This window comes from Cohnella kolymensis (assembly GCF_000829465.1).
In the GTDB taxonomy this organism is placed as follows: domain Bacteria; phylum Bacillota; class Bacilli; order Paenibacillales; family Paenibacillaceae; genus Cohnella; species Cohnella kolymensis.
In genome coordinates this window covers 50,646-68,546 of sequence record NZ_JXAL01000023.1, presented here as the reverse complement: position 1 = coordinate 68,546, position 17,901 = coordinate 50,646, and the positions used below count along the sequence as shown (strand labels likewise).

Below are 17,901 nucleotides of genomic sequence, written 5' to 3'. Positions count from 1 at the left end.
GCAATATCTCTCACTTTCCCTTGAATTCATCGGCGAGCGCGGTAACCAGCCCGTTGCCGATGGCCGTGCGGGCGAGACGGATAGCGGTCTTCATCGCAGCCGCATCGGAGGAACCATGGCCCTTCAATACCAATCCGTTAAGGCCAAGCAAGGGTGCGCCGTTATACTCGTTATAATCAAGACTGCGCTTAACTCTGCTGAAGCTGGGTTTCAACGCCAGCGCGGCAAGCTTGGAAGTCCACGTGGCGGTAAGCTCTCGCTTTAATATTTTAAATAACGCGGATGCTGTTCCTTCGATGCCTTTCAGCAGAATATTACCCGAAAATCCATCGCACACCAGGACATCGCACTGCCCTTCCAGCACATCCCGCGACTCGACGTTGCCGATAAAGTTAATCGGCGCTTGCACGAGCAGCTCGTATGCCGCTTTCGTCAGCTCGTTGCCTTTCGCCGCTTCACTGCCCACATTGAGGAGGCCTACGCGCGGCTTGGCGATACCATGCACCTTCTGGCGGTATAAGCTGCCCATCAGCGCATATTGCAGCAGATGCTCCGGTTTGGCATCCATATTCGCCCCAAGATCTAAAGCGAGCAGGCCCGCATTGTCCAATGTCGGCAGCATAGGGGCCAATCCCGGGCGATCTATTCCCTTCAGACGGCCGACAACGAGCAAGCCGACGGCCATGAGTGCGCCCGTGTTACCCGCAGAAATCATCGCGTCCGCCTGGCCTTCTTTCACCAGCCGCCCGGCCACCACCATGGAAGAGTCGCTTTTCCGGCGCACTGCCTTAACCGGCTCTTCGTCGCTTTCGATTACTTCCATTGCGGGGTGAATACGGATATTCGAAGGTGCGTCTGCGCCCAATAACGGCTCCAGCACACCAGGATTGCCGACAAGTATAAGTTCGATATCTGGCCATTCGGAGGCTGCGGCAATCGCGCTCTCAACCTGTGCACGCGGTGCGTGGTCTCCGCCCATGGCGTCTATTGCGATACGCATGAGTGTCAACTCCTTCATGTGTTCGTTTCTCCCGCGGACCGGTAAATGACGAAATTGCCTTGAAACACCATTTCTTCTCCGACATAAGTGAATACTTCCACTTTCGCTTTTCCTTTTTGCTCGCCGCTGGAGCGGACGTACGCTTTTGCGATGCATTTCTCCCCGAGCCGCGCCGGACGAATGAAGCGCAGGTCGGCAGATGCCGTCAAAGCGATTTCATCGTTAATGACGGCGACGGCCAGCGAGTTCGCTTGCGCGAAGACATGGTGCCCTCGGGCGATGCCGGTGCGGGAGAATACATGCTCTTCAGTAATTTCGAATAAAGAGATGCCGCTCTTGTCCAGCTGCAAATCCACAATATCGCCGATCACCTCATGCAAAGGCAAAGACTTAACGGAGTCGTGAGACCGCTCCGCCATCAGCTTCAATCTTTCCCTGAGTTCAGGGATAGCCAGCTCCAGGCGGTCCAAACGAATCGTCTGGATGCTGACCTTCAGCTTCCGAGTCAGTTCACGGTCAGTGAGGAACGGATTTTCTTCCAGCAGCCGGCTGAGCTGCTGGTGACGCTGACGTTTAGGAAGCCGTTCCATAGCCACCACCGCTTTCCTGGCAGATTGAACCACCGAAAAATAATAGAAATAGAATACGATTGAACCTTTAATTTATGTATAGGATTTAATACCAGGTGCCAAAAAGAGTATAAAGAAAAACGCGTCGGTATGCAACGAACGCAGATGCCCGCAGCCGCTGCAAAACATACGGCCGCGCCTCCGTCGTAGAATCCAGACGCGCTAGACTTTATTGCTTGATAATTTCGCGAGCTTTGTACGTACCGCAAACTTTACATACGCGGTGCGCCAGCTTCAATTCGCCGCATTGATCGCATTTCACCATTCCTGGAACGACCAATTTGAAATGAGTACGGCGCTTGTTTTTGCGGGATTTCGATGTTTTTCCAAAAGGTACTGCCAATGTTCCCACCTCCTTATCAGAGTGAACGCCGCCGGACCATAAGCCCGACTATTCTTCCTTAGATTTAAACCAATCCTGGAGCGCTGCCAGTCGGGGGTCAACGGACTCCGTATTGCAGCTGCATGATTGTTCATTACGGTTCGTTCCGCATTTCGGGCATAGACCTTGGCAATCTTCCCGGCACACAGGGGCATACGGTAATTGAACCATCAACTCTTCCGCCAGCAAAGGCGCCAGATCGATGCGTTCGCCCGTCACCGGTATGGCCTCGTCTTGTTCACCAGGCTTCGGTTCGCCGGCCTTCACGATGCGGAACTGCTCTTTAAAAGGAAGACGGATGTCTTCTTCGATCGGTTCCAAACAGCGTGAGCACTGCATCCGTACTTTGCATGAAATGCGACCGGACACAAGAATCCGTTCATCCGCCGCTTCAGCAGTCAGATTGTATTCCAACGGGCTGAGCGGTTTGAATTCCGGGCTGTTCCGGAACATATCGGCTGTATCGAGAGTACCTTGCAGCTCGATCGGCTGCTTCCGGCTCACAAGTTCTTGTACATTTAACAGCATCGGGATCACTCCAAACAAACAAAAATTATTATACCGATGTTTCGACTATTTTGTCAATGAGTTTATACTTCATGATTCCATGTTCTTCGCGGATTTATCAAGGTTTTTAGTCTAACAACACCGGATGGCCGTGTCAAGCAATGAGGCCCGTCAAAGTCGTTCAGCCGCTTCTCTTCTATGTGCGCCCCATGGTATATTGTGGCTGTCGAAAGAGAACACACCATTGCCGTTTAAATAAAGGAGCAACCCATGTCTACAGTTGGAGTCATCGTCGAATATAATCCGTTTCATAACGGCCACCTCTATCATCTTCAGCAATCTAAAGCCGTAACAGGGGCGGAAAATGTGGTTGCAGTCATGAGCGGCCATTTTCTGCAGCGGGGAGAACCGGCGTTGGCGGACAAGTGGGCACGCACGGAAATGGCGCTGCGTGCCGGCTGCGATCTTGTGCTGGAGCTTCCTGCAGCTTACAGCTCTCAGCCTGCGCAATGGTTCGGCTACGGGGCGGTTGCCGTGCTTGAAGCGACAGGTGTCGTGGATTCATTGTGCTTCGGGAGTGAGAGCGGAGACTTACAGGCACTGGATCGGATGGCATCCTTGCTGGCGGAGGAAGCTCCCGAGCTTTCCGAGCATTTGGCCCGGATGCTGAAGCAAGGGGTGCCTTATCCGTCCGCGTTCGCTGCGGCTTCCAAACAATTGCTGCAAGACAAAGGCTTGGGCGATATCGGTTTCTCATTAGAGCAGCCTAATCATACTCTCGGGCTTCATTATTTAATTGCTCTCAAGAAGCTGGGCAGCTCAATCGTTCCTTATACAGTGCGGCGCGAGAAATCCGGCTACGGGCAAGCCGATATCACGGATGCCCAAATCGCCAGCGCGACCGCTCTGCGGAAGCTGCTGCTCGGAGAGTCCGGATCGCTGGCAACGCTTGCCTCTTATGTACCCGCTTCTACGTTGGAAATTTTAGAACGGGAGATCAAGGCCGGGCGTGCTCCGATCCACTGGGAACTGTTTGCGCGTCCGCTTTTTCACGAACTGTTCCGCCGGGACGTCTCCCAACTGGCTCTGTTTGCCGAAGTTACGGAGGGGTTGGAAAATCGGGTGCGAAACGTGCTTCCTGAGCTTGAAGAATTAACCGTCGCTTCCCTTCTTGCCGCTCTCAAAACGAAAAGATATACCCATACGAAACTGCAGCGAATGCTGCTCAGAATACTGCTCGGACATCATAAAGAGCTGCTGACATCCCAGCGGCTGTCGGCCGGAATCGATTACATAAGAGTGCTCGGCTTCTCCGAACGCGGTCAAAAGCTTCTCCATGACATGCGCGCAAAAGCATCTCGTCCGATCATTTCATCCGCAGCCCGCGCAGATTGGCCTTATTTGTCGCTCGATACCGCTGCAACTGCGATGTATTCGCTGGCCTTCCGCAATGCGAACGCTGAAGATGCCATGCGCGATTTCACCAAACCGCCGATTCGAGTCTAGCCGTTAGGGACAAGTAGGTCTAACACTCCTGCGAAGAGCGTACATTGTATTGTATTTCTCACGCTGGAGGGGGAGCGGTATGCAGAATGTGATACGTCAGAGAGGCTCCATCTTCCTTTCACTTGTTCTCGGAACAGCGGCATTGCTAGTCGTAGCCGGGATTGTCCACTCTCCGGGGGAAGCGTTTCGGGCTTCGCTGCGAGGTTTGCAGATTTGGTGGCAAAATGTGTTCCCCGGTTTATTGCCGCCGCTCATGCTTGCCGAATTATTGGCGGCTTCAGGCTTGCTTCACGGCCTTTCCACATTAGCCGAACCGTTCACCCGGGGCCTGTTTCGGCTGCCGGGCGCATCAGGTTGGGCCATCGCGTTCGGCTGGTCGGCCGGAGTTCCGGCAGGCGCCAAAGAAACCGCCAGACTGCGAGATAAAGGCCTGATCCAGGACGACGATGTGGATACGGTGCTGCTGGTCTCACACGTGCCCAATCCGTTCCTCGTCGTACTCATCATCGGCTTCGGTTTTTTGCAGTCGCCTGAGCTCGGATGGGCGATCGCCTTAGGGCTTTGGTCTTCCGCAGTGGCAGCCGGTTTTTTGTGGGCGCGAATAACGAAACCGCCGAGACCGAAAGTTCCCCCGCTCCCCTTCAACCAGCCTGCCGCTATTCTAAGAAGAGCTTATCGCGCGGCATCGGATGCCCGCAGAGAAGACGGACGCCCCTTCGGCAAACAATTGGCGGACTCCGTTACACATGCCGTCGGAATTTTGATGACTTTGGGCGGTCTCATCATGATGAGCGCCGTCATTATCACCCTTCTGCAGCTGTTCGTGCCAGGCAGCGATATGTGGCTTGCCTTTCCAGGGTTTTATGAAATGCATCTGGGCGCCTATGAAAGCAGCCGTTCCGGTATTTTCGCATTCGCTCCCGCACAAGGTTCGGCATTGCTTGCAGCGGCTTTGGCTTGGAGCGGCTGGAGCGGTCTGCTGCAAGCGAGAGCTGCTTTCGGCACAGGCCGTTCCTTCCCTTGGGGCAGAATCATCGCCGGCCGCCTGTTACATAGCGCGCTCGCGCTTGTTTGTACGTATCCGCTGGCGCTGGCTGCCGCATCAAAGCCGGTGGAGAACTTGATGTATGCCCTTTGGCCGGATCGATGGAACGCGATGGACGCATGGGCAGCACAAGGTCCTCTCCCTAACGGATGGGGGCATATGTCCGAGACCCTGATTGTAGCGCTAGCCAGCTTCGCAGTTTTCCTGCTGCTGGCCATGATTGCAGCCCTCATACGCCCAAAACCGCCTGGTAAATGAATCTGTTCAGATCGGCAGCGAGCTGTAAGCCTAACAATTCGCCTTACAGCGAATCCTCTGCCGGCACAGCGAGGTGTAAGCCTAACAATTCGACCTACAGCGAATCATCTATCGGCACAGCGAGCTGTAAGCCTAACAATTCGCCCTACAGCGGATCATCTATCGGCACAGCGAGCTGTAAGGCCGAAAACCCGCCTTACAATGCATCATCCACTCCCGGCACAGCCCCATACAGCAACGACAAAAAGTCCCAAGCCTCAACGGCCTGGGACTTTTATGCAGCTGACTATTTCTGCGAGCTGCCGGCTTTTCCGCCCAACTTCCGCACGAGTGCGGCCTCAACCGCGGGGGGCACCAGATCATGCACGGGGCCGTTAAACCTGGCAATCTCCTTCACAATACTCGAGCTCAGATAGGAATATTTCGGATTGGTCATCATGAACACGGTTTCAATATCTTCGTCCAGCTGGCGGTTCGTTGAAGCGATCTGCAGCTCATATTCGAAATCCGTGACGGAACGAATGCCGCGCACGATAATATGCGCTTTGCGGGATTGCATGTACCGGACTAAAAGGTCGCGGAAGCTGTCGACTTCGACATTGGGCAAATCCTTCGTAACCTCCGCCAATAATTCCTTTCGTTCCAGAACGCTGAACAGCGGACTTTTCGAGGTATTGTTCAACACGGCCACGATGACGCGATCGAATTGTTTGGCTGCTCTGCGGACGATGTCCAAATGACCGAAAGTGACGGGATCGAAGCTGCCGGGGCATACCGCTATACGATGCTCATGTCTGAATTCATTCGGCTTCACTGTCATGCCCAAGTTCCTCCTCTGCCTCGGCAGGCATCTGATACGTGTAGATCGATAAAGCGGTCTCGCCGTATTCGGCATATCTGGTGCGCTCAAAGCCAGCGAAGCGGTCTTCGTATTTAACGTCCGGATGATGTTCAACGACAACGAGCGCACCGTCAGCCAACAATCCCCGCGAAGCCATCTCCTTCAACAGCTCGTCGCAATCCTTCATCACATAAGGAGGATCGAGAAAAACGATATGAAACGGCACGCCCTTCCGCTCAAGCGCCTTAAGCGCTCTGCGAGAGTCATTTCGATATACTTCGGCCTTCCCGGACAACTTTGTGGACTCCAGATTGCGGCGTACAACCTCTACGCTTTGTGAATTGGCATCAATAAAAACTGCGCTTCCCGCTCCCCGGCTCAGTGCCTCTATACCCAATGCGCCGGTTCCGGCGAATAGGTCCAGCACGCGCTCCTCGTCGAAATAAGGACCGATGATACTAAACATGGATTCTTTCACTTTGTCGGTTGTCGGGCGCGTATTGCTCCCGGGAACCGCCTTCAGCGGATGCCCTTTGGCTTGTCCGGATATAACTCGCACATCTTCAACCCCTGCACGATGACATGAACGGTAGCACTTATGTACTATGTTTGCAGGTGTTATGTTACCACATTGCCGCATTTTTCAAAAGCCGTCATCTTTCTACGCTGTGTCGATATCTCTGCCCGATTAATTTTTTTCCGCCCGTGCGTATATTTTCCTTTTCTCAGGTGACAATAGGATTACCGGCACCGAGAGGTGTCGGGGACAACCGCGGAGAAGACTTACGTTTCCCCATAAGCTCTTCGTCCGGTTTCTCCTCTCCCATGAAGGGCCTCGTCGCGAGACGGGGCTCGACTTTTTTATACGCGTATCTGATATTGATGCATTGTCAACAGGTTAATATAGAGAAACACGATGGAAGGGAGTTGAGCCCTTTGAGCAAAAAGAAAAACGAAGAGCTGGACATCGATTTCTACAACGAAGCGAGCGTTCCTACGCCGCACGAACAAGAGGATGTCTCGGCGATCGATATGATAAGCGGGGCGGTTGAAGCGGTGATCGAGGACATCCAGGAGGATGTCGGACTGCAGGACAAGCCAAGAAAATCTTAAACTCTGAGGCGCCGGTAACGGTGCCTTTTTCATGTAACTCCATCCCCTGCATAATCGTATACAAAGTGATGAAATAATCGATGAGGGGGATTTGCCGTTGATGCCTTTTGATGTGTTTGGCGGTATGTTCGTGATCTTCTTGCTCTTTTCAATCGTACTATTCATCATTCATATCGCGATTTGCGTGTGGGGCTACCGGGATTGCTTGCGGCGCGGGAGAAGCCATGAGTATGCGCTGCTCGTACTTTTGGGGCTGTTATTCTTCCCTCTAATGGGACTCATCGTGTATTTGCTTATTCGCAATGAATTGTAGCGGATATCGATTAGGCCTCCAATTTTGGGTAATAGAACCTATCTACTTATCAAGGAGGTCATCACCATGCGTATGCTCCTCTATCTGGGCATTTTCGCTCTAATTATTGCAGTCGTGCTGTGGCTGACAAAAGCGCTGATCACTTTAGTATTCTGGTTCGGAGCTGCCGGCATCGTCGCTGCCGTTATCGGCCTGCTCATGATGTCGAGACGCCGGAGTCGATCGGACACAGTATGACGCAAAGGCAGTTGCGGGATCCTCGCAGCTGCCTTTCGTATGTATAGTGTATCAGCCACCCTTAGTTGTTTATAATAGTAGCGGGTGATGAATGATGAATCCTTTTCCAAAAATGCTGATTATTGCGGGTATTGCACTCATTGTCATGGGTGTCGTCTGGATGGTCGGAGGGCGGTTTTTTAACATCGGCAGGCTGCCCGGCGACATTGTTTACGAAAAAGGGAATGTCAGATTTTATTTTCCGATCGTAACTTGCATAGTAGCCAGCATCGTTCTTTCTCTCATTTTCTATATCATAAGATTATTTTCGCGGTAGGAGGTTTCTTGGTGAGGACAGTCGATCAAATCAAACGGAAGTACAATGAGCTGGCTGCTCAGAAACAAACGTTTGAAAATAGAGCGTCATCCACTGATCCGTCCGAACAGCAGGCGTTGCAGAGTCAAATTGCCCGTCTCGAGGAGCAGATGCTTCTTTTGGAGTGGGTGTTGAACGCACCGATCGGCAGCTATCACAGCTAAAAAAATCGGCGGCCTTAATGGCCGCCCCTTGCATTTATATGCTGTACTGGAAATCCTCCCGCTAAACTCCGAGCGGCAACACCGTTATTTACTCTAGATGGAAAAGCTCCAGCTAATAATGCCGGTTTGTCGCGAGAGAGAAACTCCTGCCCGATTTATCGGGAGTTTTTCCATCTAAATGGTTTCCACATGATCAAACAGAGAAATTAGCATGAGCTTTTCCCGTTAGTTATCGCGTTCGGTGGCGCAAGCCCTCGAGTGAATAGTCGAATCGTCCCCCCGTCGGGACATCCCATAAAACGTTCTGCTATTCGCGTTAACGAGATCAGTGACGGTCGTCACTTCCATCCCCCGAAGCAAAGCAATTTCCTCCAGGACTGCTTTCACCATGGTTGGCTGTGTCTTCTGTCCGGCAAAAGGGCCTTCAAAAGGCCAAGGACCGTCCGTCTCTGCCATTAGCCGCTCCAGCGGATAGCTGCTTGCCATCTCACGTATTTCCCGTTCATACAGGACGTCAGGCGTCACCGAGATATACGCGCCGGCTTTGACTAACCTCTGTACGGCAGCCGCACTTCCTTTGAACCAATGGAAATGGGCCCTGCGGATCGAATATCGTTCCAACAGCTCCATTGCCCTTTCCGCATCTTCATACACGGCGTGTAGGACGATGGGACGATCCAGTTCCCCTGCCAGCCTGACAAACTGCTCAAGCTGCCGAATATAGGGTTCAAGATCAAACCTCTCACCCTTCTTCTCAGCTTCCTTGAGCAAATAATAAGGAAGTCCGACTTCACCGATCGCGAACGGCTCCTCGCCCTGCTCCCGGATCCACCCGATCAACTCTGTCAGCCCTTCGTCACTAAGCGGCGGCTGCTCGGGATGATGGCCGTAAGCCGGCATGATATTTCCCGAATAACGCCTCGCCAGTTCACGGTTCACGCGGCATGATTCCAATCCCATCGATACGGACACGACACCATCCACTCCCGACTCGAAAGCCGACTCCAACATGAGCTCTCTCTCGCCGGACTCATACAGATCGAGATGAATATGCGTATCAAACAATAGCCGGTTCTCCTTCTTCCAGCAGCTCCAGGACATCCTTCTTCAGCTCCACGAACTCCTGAAGCGTCCAGACATCGGATCGGCGGGGACGTTCGAACGGCACCGTAATCTCCCGCAGGATTCGTGCAGGCGCGCGGGAAAGAACATAGATACGGTCGGACAATATCAATGCCTCTTCGATGCTGTGCGTAACAAAAAGCACGGATCGCCGGTTGCTCTCCCACAATTCCAGCAGCCATCGCTGCATCTCCGCTCTCGTCAACGCATCCAATGCGGCGAACGGTTCGTCCAGGCACATCACATCTCTCGGCATCAGCAGCGCACGCAAGAACGAAACCCGCTGCTGCATCCCACCCGACAGCACGTGCGGGTATTCATCGGCGACATCTCCGAGGGTGATACGGCTCAACCATTCACGAGCCTGTTCTTTCGCTTCTTTCTTTTCAACTCCGCATGTAACCAGCGCAGTCGAGATATTATCGGCCACCGACATCCAAGGAAACAGGGAGGCCTGCTGAGGCATATAACTGACATGCCCGGTCTTGCCTGTCATTTCTTTACCGGCAATTGAGATGCTTCCTTCATCGGGCCGTTCCACACCGCCGATCAACCGGAACAACGTCGATTTCCCGCTGCCGGAGGGGCCTAGGAGCGTGACAAATTCTCCTTCGCGAACATGAAGCGAAATATGATCCAGAACGGGGAGCAGGTGCCCGCGCCGCCGGTAACTTTTGGAGACCCCGCTAAGTTCGAGCTTATGGATAGGACTCATGCCTGTCGGCCCCCCTTCTCACCTGTTCTCGGCCGCCAACGAATGACCAGACGTTCCAAAAGCGCGGCCGCACCGTAAAACAACAGACTTAGAGCGATAATACACGCTACGGCACCGAAGGCAGCAGCAATATCATAGCCTTTAAATTTAAGATACAAATAATAACCGATGCCTTTGCTTGAACCGAGCCACTCCGCAACGACCACGCTCGAAACGCTGTAGGTTGTCGTTATTTTCAGACCGGAAAAGAAATAAGGAAGCGAAGCCGGCAGCTCCAGACGGAGCAGCATCTGCCGGCGGGAAGCCCCGATCATCGCCAAATACTCGCGAAGATGAGGCTCCGCGTGACGAAGCCCGGCCAGCATCGACCATGCGATCGGAAAAAAACAAATAATGACGAGCAAAATCAGCTTCGGGCTGAGTCCGAATCCGAACCACATGATCAGCAGCGGCGCGAGAACAATCAGCGGAATGTTCTGTGACATGACGATAAGCGGCGCTACAGCTGACCGCAGCCACGGTACAAAGTGCAAAATCAATGCCACGATAATTCCTGCAGCGACTCCGGCCGCGACTCCCATGAGCGCCAATTGAAATGTGGCCGCAACATGCTTCAGCAGCAGAGAGGAGTCCTCAGCCATCCGCTCAGCCACCCGTAACGGATCCGGCAGCATGTAAGGAGGCAGCGAAAACATCTTACATGCCGCCTGCCAGACCAACAGGAACACCGTCACGCTGAGCACCGGCGGAACAATGTTCCTGAGCATCCTATTTCCCATCAGGATACTTTTGCAGCAAGCGCGCCATGGACGCGCCTTCCTTACTATCCACGGACAGCTTGATTTGCGACAGCACCGAAGGGCTTCCCATTTCGAACATCGCTGCGTTCATCTGTTTGACAATATCAAGCAGTTGATCGAGATCGCCCTCCATCGTCGTCTCCAGCGGCCCTACCCGATAAGGAACGCCGGATTGCTTAATGATCTCGATCGCGCGGTCCACGTAAGGATAAACCTCTTCACCCGCGTTTGTTTTCGGCAATATTTGAATACTGAGCAGCGCCTGAGCCATACTCTCTCATCCCCTCTACACCGTCAATTATTTCGGCAGAAACTCGTTTGTGAACATTTCGTCGTAATTCAGCTCTTTTTTCAAAAGGCCATGCTGCTGCATCCAATCACCGTAGCCGGACCAAATTTCCTTCTTCTGTTCGCCCCAGCGGGCCGCGTCATCCTTGTATTTCGGACTTAACCAGTTCTGGCTCGCTTTCACAAGATCCGCATTCAGCTCCGGCACAGCTTTCAGCAGCAGATCCGCTGAAGCCTCGGGATTGTCGATTGCATATTGGTAACCTTCCGCAGCCCCTTCTACAAACGCGCGCACGACATCCGGCTTCTCTTTGATCATTTTTTCATTTGTCGTCAAAAGCGGGGTGTAATAATCCAGCTGTTTGCTATAGTCGGCCAGGTAGATCATGTTGATTGGCTCTTTGCGAAGTTCCGCTTCGATTCCCGTCCAGCCGTAGAAAATCCATTCGAAATCGATATCCTTCTTTACGGCGGTGAAAAAGTCGGCGGTTCCGGCGTTGACGAATGTCACCTTGCTCACGTCCGCTTTTTGAACCTGCATCAACGAGTCGATAACGGCCTGCTCTGCGGGAGATCCCCACCCGCCGTACGTTTTGCCTTCGAAATCCTTGGGCTGCTTGATATTCTTACTCGCAGGAGAGGCGAAGCCTGATGTGTTATGCTGGATGACCGCAGCCAAAGAAACGATCGGCAGCCCTTGCTCCCGAGCTAATATCATTGCCTCTTGCGCTCCGACTCCGAATTGTGCGGTACCACTGGCCACTAGCGCATCGGCTCCCGTCTCCGGGGGTTGAATGATTTCAACCTTCAGTCCCCGCTTCTCCCAGTAGCCATTATCCCTGGCCGCATACAAACCCGTATGATTCGTATTCGGTGTCCAGTCCAGCACCAGCTTTACTTCCTGCAGCTTTTTTGGCTGCTCTTGCACAGCGGCTGAATCGGACGGGCCGGCGGCCGGCGCCGCATTTTCCTTGTTTCCGCATCCGGTGATGAGAAGTACCCCCGCCAATAACGTTAACCCTGCAATTTTCACAAACCTGCTGCCTGCTGTCACTTTCATCTTCCTCTCTTCGTGCGTTGTCTGTCGTAACGGATGCTCACAACTCAAAAAACGTCTCCGGATCCGGAAGACGTCAGATAAGAAAGCCGCCAAATATAAAAGGCCGCAACGAATGTGCGGCCTTAAATGATGTTAAGGGCGTCCCTCCGCTGGCATTATCCAGATCAGGTTATCGGTCGAAAGCGGAATAGCTTTCCTCTCAGCAAAGTTCACCTAAGCTCCCGAGGTTATATGCAGTTGTCTCATCCTTCTTCGCTCATAATATACATCCGGTGATATTCGATGTCAAGATAAACGCCGGAACGCTCCGCTCCCGCAGGCAATGTGCGGGAACAGAGCGTTACTGTTTACCGGAACATCGTCCATAGCTTTATCAGATGGAGCGTGTTGTTCGGATCTATTTTTTGGGCGATGACAAAATTGACTAACTGTTCCTCCTGCATCTGGGTTAACGGTTCGTTCAAGATTTTGGCGAACATTTTAACCCATTTGCGGACCTTCACGCGATCCTGCAAATCGTATTTCGTGATCCCTTCCAGAAGCCCTTTGATCTTCTCTTTGGTTGCCGGGTTTTTCATTTTGAATTTCACGCGTTCCACAAACTCCGGCTTAATGCCGTAACTCTGCCAACTTGGGCTCAAGACGGTCACGCTCCTTCCGGCATTCGTTCCCGTTCATCTTATGCCGGTAAAACAGGTGAAATGACAGCGTCAAATGCCCAAAGTAGGTGGCGCACGCTAATCCAGCGGCTCGCCTTGCATGCGCGTCTCGCGCTGCAGGTGATCCCGCAATTCCCCGTAAACAGGCGACGACCAGAATTCCTCACGGGAGGTCAATTGTGCCGCATCATCCCGCGCTTGCTCCAGCACCTCGAAATCGTTCAGCAAATTCGCCAGCCGGAACTCCGGCATGCCGCTTTGCTTTGTTCCGAAGAATTCGCCGGGGCCGCGCAACTCCAAATCACGGCGAGAAATTTCGAAGCCGTCATCGGTGTCCGTCATCGCCTTCATTCTCTCCTGCCCGTTCTCCGACTTCGGATCGGCAATGAGAATGCAATACGACTGATGCTCGCCTCGCCCTACTCGTCCGCGCAGCTGATGCAGCTGGGAGAGCCCGAAACGATCGGCATCCATAACAATCATAAGTGTCGCATTCGGAACATCCACCCCGACTTCAATGACCGTTGTCGATACGAGCACAGTCGTTTCACCGTCCGCAAAAGCGGCCATTGCCGCTTCCTTGTCGGCAGGGCTCATGCGACCGTGCAGGAGGCCCACGGGCAGCTCCGGCAGCGCTTGGCGCAATTGCATATGCAGGTCGATGGCATTCTGCACGTCAAGCTTCTCGGATTCTTCAATGAGCGGGCATATGAAAAAGGTCTGCCGCCCCGCTTCCGCTTCACGGCGGATGAATCCAAGCACGCGGTCCATCATATCGTGTTTGACCCAGTAGGTTTTGATAGGCTTGCGTCCCTTAGGCCGTTCCCTGAGCGTCGACACGTCCATATCGCCGAAGACGGTGATGGCAAGCGTGCGAGGTATCGGAGTGGCGGTCATGGTCAGCACATCGGGGTTCATGCCCTTGCGCCGCAATATGCTGCGCTGATTGACTCCGAACCGGTGCTGCTCATCGGTCACGACCAGTCCGAGACTCCGGAAAAACACATCCTCCTGGATGAGGGCATGCGTGCCGACGACGATATCCGACAATCCCATTTGAAGGGATGCCAGCACGTCTCTGCGTCTTCGTTCGGTCAGACTTCCGGTCAACAGGCCGACCTGGATGCCGTACGGCTCGAAAAGCTTGCTTAACGACCGTGCATGCTGCTCGGCCAGAATTTCGGTAGGCACCATAAGCGCCCCTTGATTGCCTGCTTTGACCGTAGCATAAAGCGCCACCGCAGCAACAACGGTTTTACCTGCGCCGACATCTCCTTGCAGCAGCCGATTCATCACGTACGGCTGCTTCATATCATGAAGAATTTCGTTGATCACCTGTTTTTGCGAGTCCGTGAGCGAGAAAGGCAGCGCCCCCACAAACGTCCGGATGTCCTCATTGTTGACGGGGTGCGCAACACCGTCAGGCTGCTTCAGATGAGTTGCCCGATAGGCCTGCAGCTTCAACTGGAACAAAAACAGCTCCTCGTAAACCATTCTTCGGCGGGCTTCCTGTCCCTCGCGCGTGTTCTCGGGACGGTGAATGCGCATAATCGCTTCCCTTCTGGGAACCAATTTGTGCTTGTCCACAAGATCCGGCGGAAGCATTTCCGGTATGAGTCCTCCGTATTGGGTCAATGCGCGGTCCATCGTTTTGCGAAGCCATGACTGGGTAAGGGTACCGCCAACCGAGTATACCGGTTGAAGCGTACCGGACTTCGCTCCGCCCCGGTCAGGGAATTCAGACTCCGCCACGGTTAAATGACGGCGGCGCTGATCCCACTTGCCGGTTAAAGTGATCTCCCGGCCCGGTGTGAGCTGATCCTGAAGGAATGCCCGGTTAAACCATACCGCGGTCACAAGAATCCCTTCCACGGTTACACGCGAAGTAAGCCGGGATTTACGCCCGTATCTTTGAACGGAAGGCATCGAGGCGATCGTGCCTTGAACGGTGATTTTCTCCCCGTCCTTCACTTCGCTCAGCTCGCGAATCCGGTAATCCTCATAACGAAAAGGATAGTATTCGAGCAGTTCGCCGACCGTGGAAATACCCAAGGCGTGAAGCTCCTCCGCTTTCTGGGAGCCCACGCCTTGAAGTTGAACGACCGGTATAACGAATAAATCGATAGACATAAGACCGACCTCTTTACAATTGCCTGATTGTCCAAGTTAACGAGCAGGAGTAACGAACAAGCCGATCGTGCCCGGTCCGGCATGGGTGCCGACGACCGGACCGATTTCCGCCTCCAGGTAACGTTTGATGTTTAATTGGTTTTTCAGCATCTCTGCCATCTCAGCAACGCCTGAAGTGTAACCTGGCGTCACGGCAACCGTCACGTCCACAGGAGCACCTTGAAAATGCGTCGCTACCATTTCCGTGATGCGAGCCATGGCGCGTTTCGTTCCTCTGACCTTCTCCACCGGAAAGATAGAGCCGTCATCGTCAATCGATAGAATCGGTTTGATGTTCAGGAGGGACCCGAGCACTGCAGAAGCTTTACCGATGCGGCCGCCCTTTTGTAAATATTCGAGCGTATCGACCATGAAATACAGCTGCATTTCCCCGCGCAACCGATGGATTTCATCGATGATCTCCTCTTTGGAAGCGCCTGTTTGAGCCATTTCTGCCGCCGCCACCACCTGATTGCCATAGCCGTAAGAAGCGGATTTGGAGTCGATTACGGTAACGTCACCCTCACCCTCCAGCATCGACTGGGCGATCAGTGCGGCTTGATAAGTTCCGCTGAGCGATGAAGACAGGTGCACCGAAATCACCGAACGGCCTTCGTCCGTTAATTTCTTGAATACTTCGTAAAAGTCTGCCGGGGAAGGCGTTGAAGTTTTCGGAAGACCGGCGGTAAAAGCAGTCAGCTTCTGGTAAAACTGCGCAGGTTGTAAAGTAATGTTATCCAAAAATGTCTCTTCACCGAAACTGACCTTCAGCGGGACCATCGAAATACCCAGCTTGTCACGTACCTCTTGCGAGATATCCGCCGTACTGTCTGTTACCAAAGCAATCGAAGCCATGAACTTGTCCTCCATTCGCGAACTTAATTGGGGTTAGGCTTCTACGGCAAACAAATACGGATACAGCGGCTGCCCGCCTTCATGCACTTCGACCTCGACGTCCGGGAACTGCTGCTCGAGCCAAGCTTCAAGTTCTTCCGTCTCCTGTGCATCTGCATCCTCACCTGTGAGCACCGTGACCATATCTCCGCCTGAAGCAAGCAGGTTCGTCAGCAGCTCCCGGCAAGCTTCCGCTTGAGTAGGCGCTGAGACCACGATCGTTTTGTCCTGAATGCCGATGAAATGGCCCTCCTTGATCTGCAGTCCATCCATCGTCGTATCCCTCACAGCCTGAGTAACCTGTCCGGTTACGACACGTTCCAACGCTTTGTTCATACGTTCGACGTTGGCCGCTTCCGAGTCGTTCTCCTGAAAAGCAAGCATAGCCGCCAAGCCTTGCGGAATCGTCTTCGTCGGAATGACGGTTACCTGCTTGTCTGCAAGCTCTGCCGCTTGTTTGGCTGCCATAATGATATTCGGATTGTTCGGAAGCAGGAACACATGGTGCGTCGACAAGGAAGACACCGCTCCGAGCAAATCTTCCGTGCTCGGGTTCATGCTTTGTCCGCCTGAGATGACGATATCGACGCCCAGGCTGCGGAATAATTCCGCATTGCCGTCCCCAACGCTGACGGCAACTACCCCGTAGGACGCCATTTCATATACGTCCGGGTTCGGTTCGCTTTCAGGTGATGCCGTCACGCCTTCCGTGCCGTATTCCACATGCGGAATGCCCGTTGCGGCTTCCAGGCCCAATCCATCCGCCTGATCCATCGGACGGAGAGCTTCCGGAGCCGCTGCAATAGGCTGAGACTCAGGCTGCAGCAATTCACGATGCTGCTCCTGCATGTTCAATATGTGAATGTGCGTGATTTCTCCGTAAGTTAACGCCAAGTTCATGACATCGCCGGGACGACGGGAATGAACGTGCACTTTAATGATGTCGTCGTCCTGGATCAGGATGACGGAATCGCCGTCCCGTTCGAGCGCTTGCCGGAACGTGCGCTCCGGGAATGGCGCCGCCGAAGATATCCGCTGAATGAAAAATTCCATATCATAAGGAAAAGCAATGCTTTCCGTTGCCAGCTTGGATTGAGCTTTCGCCGCTGCGCCTTGCGCAGGTACGGGAGCCGCAGCGGGAGCGGCGGGCTGCTGCCGCACTAAATCTGCCGTATCGGCGCCTCCCTGCAAAAAGTCGACAAATCCCTCATACAAATAAACGAGTCCTTGTCCGCCTGAATCGACAACACCGACTTGCTTCAGAACAGGAAGCATCTCCTGTGTACGAGCGAGCGTCTCAAGCGCCTTCGCATGAACCTCCTGCATCCATTCCGCCAGATCCGTGGTCCGGCGGGAGATCAGCACCCCATGGCGGGCCGCTTCGCGAGCGACCGTAAGAATCGTCCCTTCAACCGGCTTGGCTACCGCTTTATAGGCGGTGTCCACTCCCTGCTGCAGCCCATTGGCGAACAAAGGCACGTCTAGTTCGCGCTCGCCGGAAAGCGCACGCGAAAAGCCGCGGAACAATTGGGACAAAATAACTCCCGAATTGCCTCGCGCTCCCATGAGAAGCCCTTTGGACAACACCTCTGCAGCGCGGCCGACCTCGTCCGACGGTTTATTGGTCAATTCGGCCACACCGGCCGTCATGGTTAGATTCATATTGGTTCCCGTATCGCCGTCCGGCACCGGAAACACATTCAGGGCGTTAACTCGTTCGGCGTTGCGGGACAACCGCTCAGCACCGGCCAGGATCATGGCCGCCCATTCACTTCCGTTCAAGAAGCGCTTGCTCAATGATGGATTCCCCTTCCTATCAGTGCCAACCGAAGTGTGCGCCTATA

General features: G+C 53.6%; 22 protein-coding genes. 7 read left to right on the top strand and 15 right to left on the bottom strand.

Features of this window, described 5'->3' with window-relative positions:
* Positions 1 to 10: 10 nt before the first annotated feature.
* The 4 genes from plsX to SD71_RS14540 all read right to left on the bottom strand — a co-directional run bounded on the left by plsX (position 11) and on the right by SD71_RS14540 (position 2,539).
* Positions 11 to 1,000 carry a phosphate acyltransferase PlsX gene (gene plsX / locus SD71_RS14555; RefSeq protein ID WP_041064790.1) on the bottom strand — a complete coding sequence of 330 codons (990 nt, stop codon included), beginning with the start codon at positions 998 to 1,000 and terminating at the stop codon, positions 11 to 13.
* Between the two features lie 14 nt (positions 1,001 to 1,014).
* Positions 1,015 to 1,590 (bottom strand): transcription factor FapR, encoded by a 576-nt coding sequence (gene fapR, locus SD71_RS14550; protein ID WP_041064575.1) that lies wholly within the window; start codon positions 1,588 to 1,590, stop codon positions 1,015 to 1,017.
* 208 nt (positions 1,591 to 1,798) lie between these two features.
* Positions 1,799 to 1,972 carry a 50S ribosomal protein L32 gene (gene rpmF / locus SD71_RS14545; protein ID WP_027090926.1) on the bottom strand — a complete coding sequence of 58 codons (174 nt, stop codon included), beginning with the start codon at positions 1,970 to 1,972 and terminating at the stop codon, positions 1,799 to 1,801.
* 48 nt (positions 1,973 to 2,020) lie between these two features.
* Positions 2,021 to 2,539, bottom strand: a complete 519-nt coding sequence (locus SD71_RS14540; protein ID WP_041064569.1) for a YceD family protein — start codon at positions 2,537 to 2,539, stop codon at positions 2,021 to 2,023.
* 249 nt (positions 2,540 to 2,788) lie between these two features.
* Between SD71_RS14540 and SD71_RS14535 the strand changes: the two genes are divergently transcribed.
* Positions 2,789 to 4,024 (top strand): nucleotidyltransferase, encoded by a 1,236-nt coding sequence (locus tag SD71_RS14535; RefSeq protein WP_041064566.1) that lies wholly within the window; start codon positions 2,789 to 2,791, stop codon positions 4,022 to 4,024.
* Between the two features lie 79 nt (positions 4,025 to 4,103).
* On the top strand, positions 4,104 to 5,327 hold the full coding sequence (locus tag SD71_RS14530; protein ID WP_052476280.1) for a hypothetical protein: 1,224 nt from the start codon (positions 4,104 to 4,106) through the stop codon (positions 5,325 to 5,327).
* A gap of 286 nt (positions 5,328 to 5,613) precedes the next feature.
* Here the strand turns inward: SD71_RS14530 and coaD are convergent, their stop codons facing one another.
* Positions 5,614 to 6,147, bottom strand: a complete 534-nt coding sequence (coaD, locus tag SD71_RS14525) for a pantetheine-phosphate adenylyltransferase (protein ID WP_041064563.1) — start codon at positions 6,145 to 6,147, stop codon at positions 5,614 to 5,616.
* Positions 6,128 to 6,727 (bottom strand): 16S rRNA (guanine(966)-N(2))-methyltransferase RsmD, encoded by a 600-nt coding sequence (gene rsmD / locus SD71_RS14520; RefSeq protein WP_041064560.1) that lies wholly within the window; start codon positions 6,725 to 6,727, stop codon positions 6,128 to 6,130. The genes coaD and rsmD overlap by 20 nt, the downstream gene beginning before the upstream one ends.
* A gap of 377 nt (positions 6,728 to 7,104) precedes the next feature.
* On the opposite strand from rsmD, the gene SD71_RS24035 reads away from it, so the two are divergent.
* The 5 genes from SD71_RS24035 to SD71_RS14505 all read left to right on the top strand — a co-directional run bounded on the left by SD71_RS24035 (position 7,105) and on the right by SD71_RS14505 (position 8,350).
* Positions 7,105 to 7,281, top strand: a complete 177-nt coding sequence (locus SD71_RS24035; RefSeq protein ID WP_161793401.1) for a hypothetical protein — start codon at positions 7,105 to 7,107, stop codon at positions 7,279 to 7,281.
* 100 nt (positions 7,282 to 7,381) lie between these two features.
* Positions 7,382 to 7,594, top strand: coding sequence for a PLDc N-terminal domain-containing protein (locus tag SD71_RS14515; RefSeq protein WP_041064557.1), 213 nt, complete (start codon positions 7,382 to 7,384; stop codon positions 7,592 to 7,594).
* A gap of 66 nt (positions 7,595 to 7,660) precedes the next feature.
* Positions 7,661 to 7,831, top strand: coding sequence for a hypothetical protein (locus SD71_RS24030; protein ID WP_161793400.1), 171 nt, complete (start codon positions 7,661 to 7,663; stop codon positions 7,829 to 7,831).
* Positions 7,832 to 7,925: 94 nt separating this feature from the next.
* Complete coding sequence (locus SD71_RS14510; RefSeq protein WP_041064785.1) at positions 7,926 to 8,147, top strand: DUF2905 domain-containing protein; 222 nt, start codon at positions 7,926 to 7,928, stop codon at positions 8,145 to 8,147.
* Between the two features lie 11 nt (positions 8,148 to 8,158).
* Positions 8,159 to 8,350 (top strand): hypothetical protein, encoded by a 192-nt coding sequence (locus SD71_RS14505; RefSeq protein WP_041064554.1) that lies wholly within the window; start codon positions 8,159 to 8,161, stop codon positions 8,348 to 8,350.
* A gap of 225 nt (positions 8,351 to 8,575) precedes the next feature.
* Here the strand turns inward: SD71_RS14505 and SD71_RS14500 are convergent, their stop codons facing one another.
* From SD71_RS14500 to SD71_RS14460, 9 genes are all read right to left on the bottom strand, one after another.
* Positions 8,576 to 9,415 (bottom strand): TatD family hydrolase, encoded by an 840-nt coding sequence (locus SD71_RS14500; RefSeq protein ID WP_235427126.1) that lies wholly within the window; start codon positions 9,413 to 9,415, stop codon positions 8,576 to 8,578.
* Positions 9,408 to 10,187 (bottom strand): ABC transporter ATP-binding protein, encoded by a 780-nt coding sequence (locus SD71_RS14495; RefSeq protein WP_200889607.1) that lies wholly within the window; start codon positions 10,185 to 10,187, stop codon positions 9,408 to 9,410. The genes SD71_RS14500 and SD71_RS14495 overlap by 8 nt, the downstream gene beginning before the upstream one ends.
* Positions 10,184 to 10,954, bottom strand: a complete 771-nt coding sequence (locus SD71_RS14490; protein ID WP_235427125.1) for an ABC transporter permease — start codon at positions 10,952 to 10,954, stop codon at positions 10,184 to 10,186. The genes SD71_RS14495 and SD71_RS14490 overlap by 4 nt, the downstream gene beginning before the upstream one ends.
* A 1-nt stretch (position 10,955) precedes the next feature.
* On the bottom strand, positions 10,956 to 11,258 hold the full coding sequence (locus SD71_RS14485) for a thiamine-binding protein (protein ID WP_041064548.1): 303 nt from the start codon (positions 11,256 to 11,258) through the stop codon (positions 10,956 to 10,958).
* A gap of 27 nt (positions 11,259 to 11,285) precedes the next feature.
* Positions 11,286 to 12,335 (bottom strand): ABC transporter substrate-binding protein, encoded by a 1,050-nt coding sequence (locus SD71_RS14480; RefSeq protein WP_052476278.1) that lies wholly within the window; start codon positions 12,333 to 12,335, stop codon positions 11,286 to 11,288.
* Between the two features lie 347 nt (positions 12,336 to 12,682).
* Positions 12,683 to 12,985, bottom strand: a complete 303-nt coding sequence (locus SD71_RS14475) for a stage VI sporulation protein F (RefSeq protein ID WP_082034264.1) — start codon at positions 12,983 to 12,985, stop codon at positions 12,683 to 12,685.
* A gap of 87 nt (positions 12,986 to 13,072) precedes the next feature.
* Positions 13,073 to 15,124: an ATP-dependent DNA helicase RecG gene (gene recG, locus SD71_RS14470; protein ID WP_041064544.1), complete on the bottom strand. Its 2,052-nt coding sequence runs from the start codon at positions 15,122 to 15,124 to the stop codon at positions 13,073 to 13,075.
* A gap of 36 nt (positions 15,125 to 15,160) precedes the next feature.
* Positions 15,161 to 16,018: a DegV family protein gene (locus SD71_RS14465; RefSeq protein ID WP_041064541.1), complete on the bottom strand. Its 858-nt coding sequence runs from the start codon at positions 16,016 to 16,018 to the stop codon at positions 15,161 to 15,163.
* Between the two features lie 33 nt (positions 16,019 to 16,051).
* Positions 16,052 to 17,854, bottom strand: a complete 1,803-nt coding sequence (locus tag SD71_RS14460; protein ID WP_041064538.1) for a DAK2 domain-containing protein — start codon at positions 17,852 to 17,854, stop codon at positions 16,052 to 16,054.
* Positions 17,855 to 17,901 lie beyond the last annotated feature (47 nt).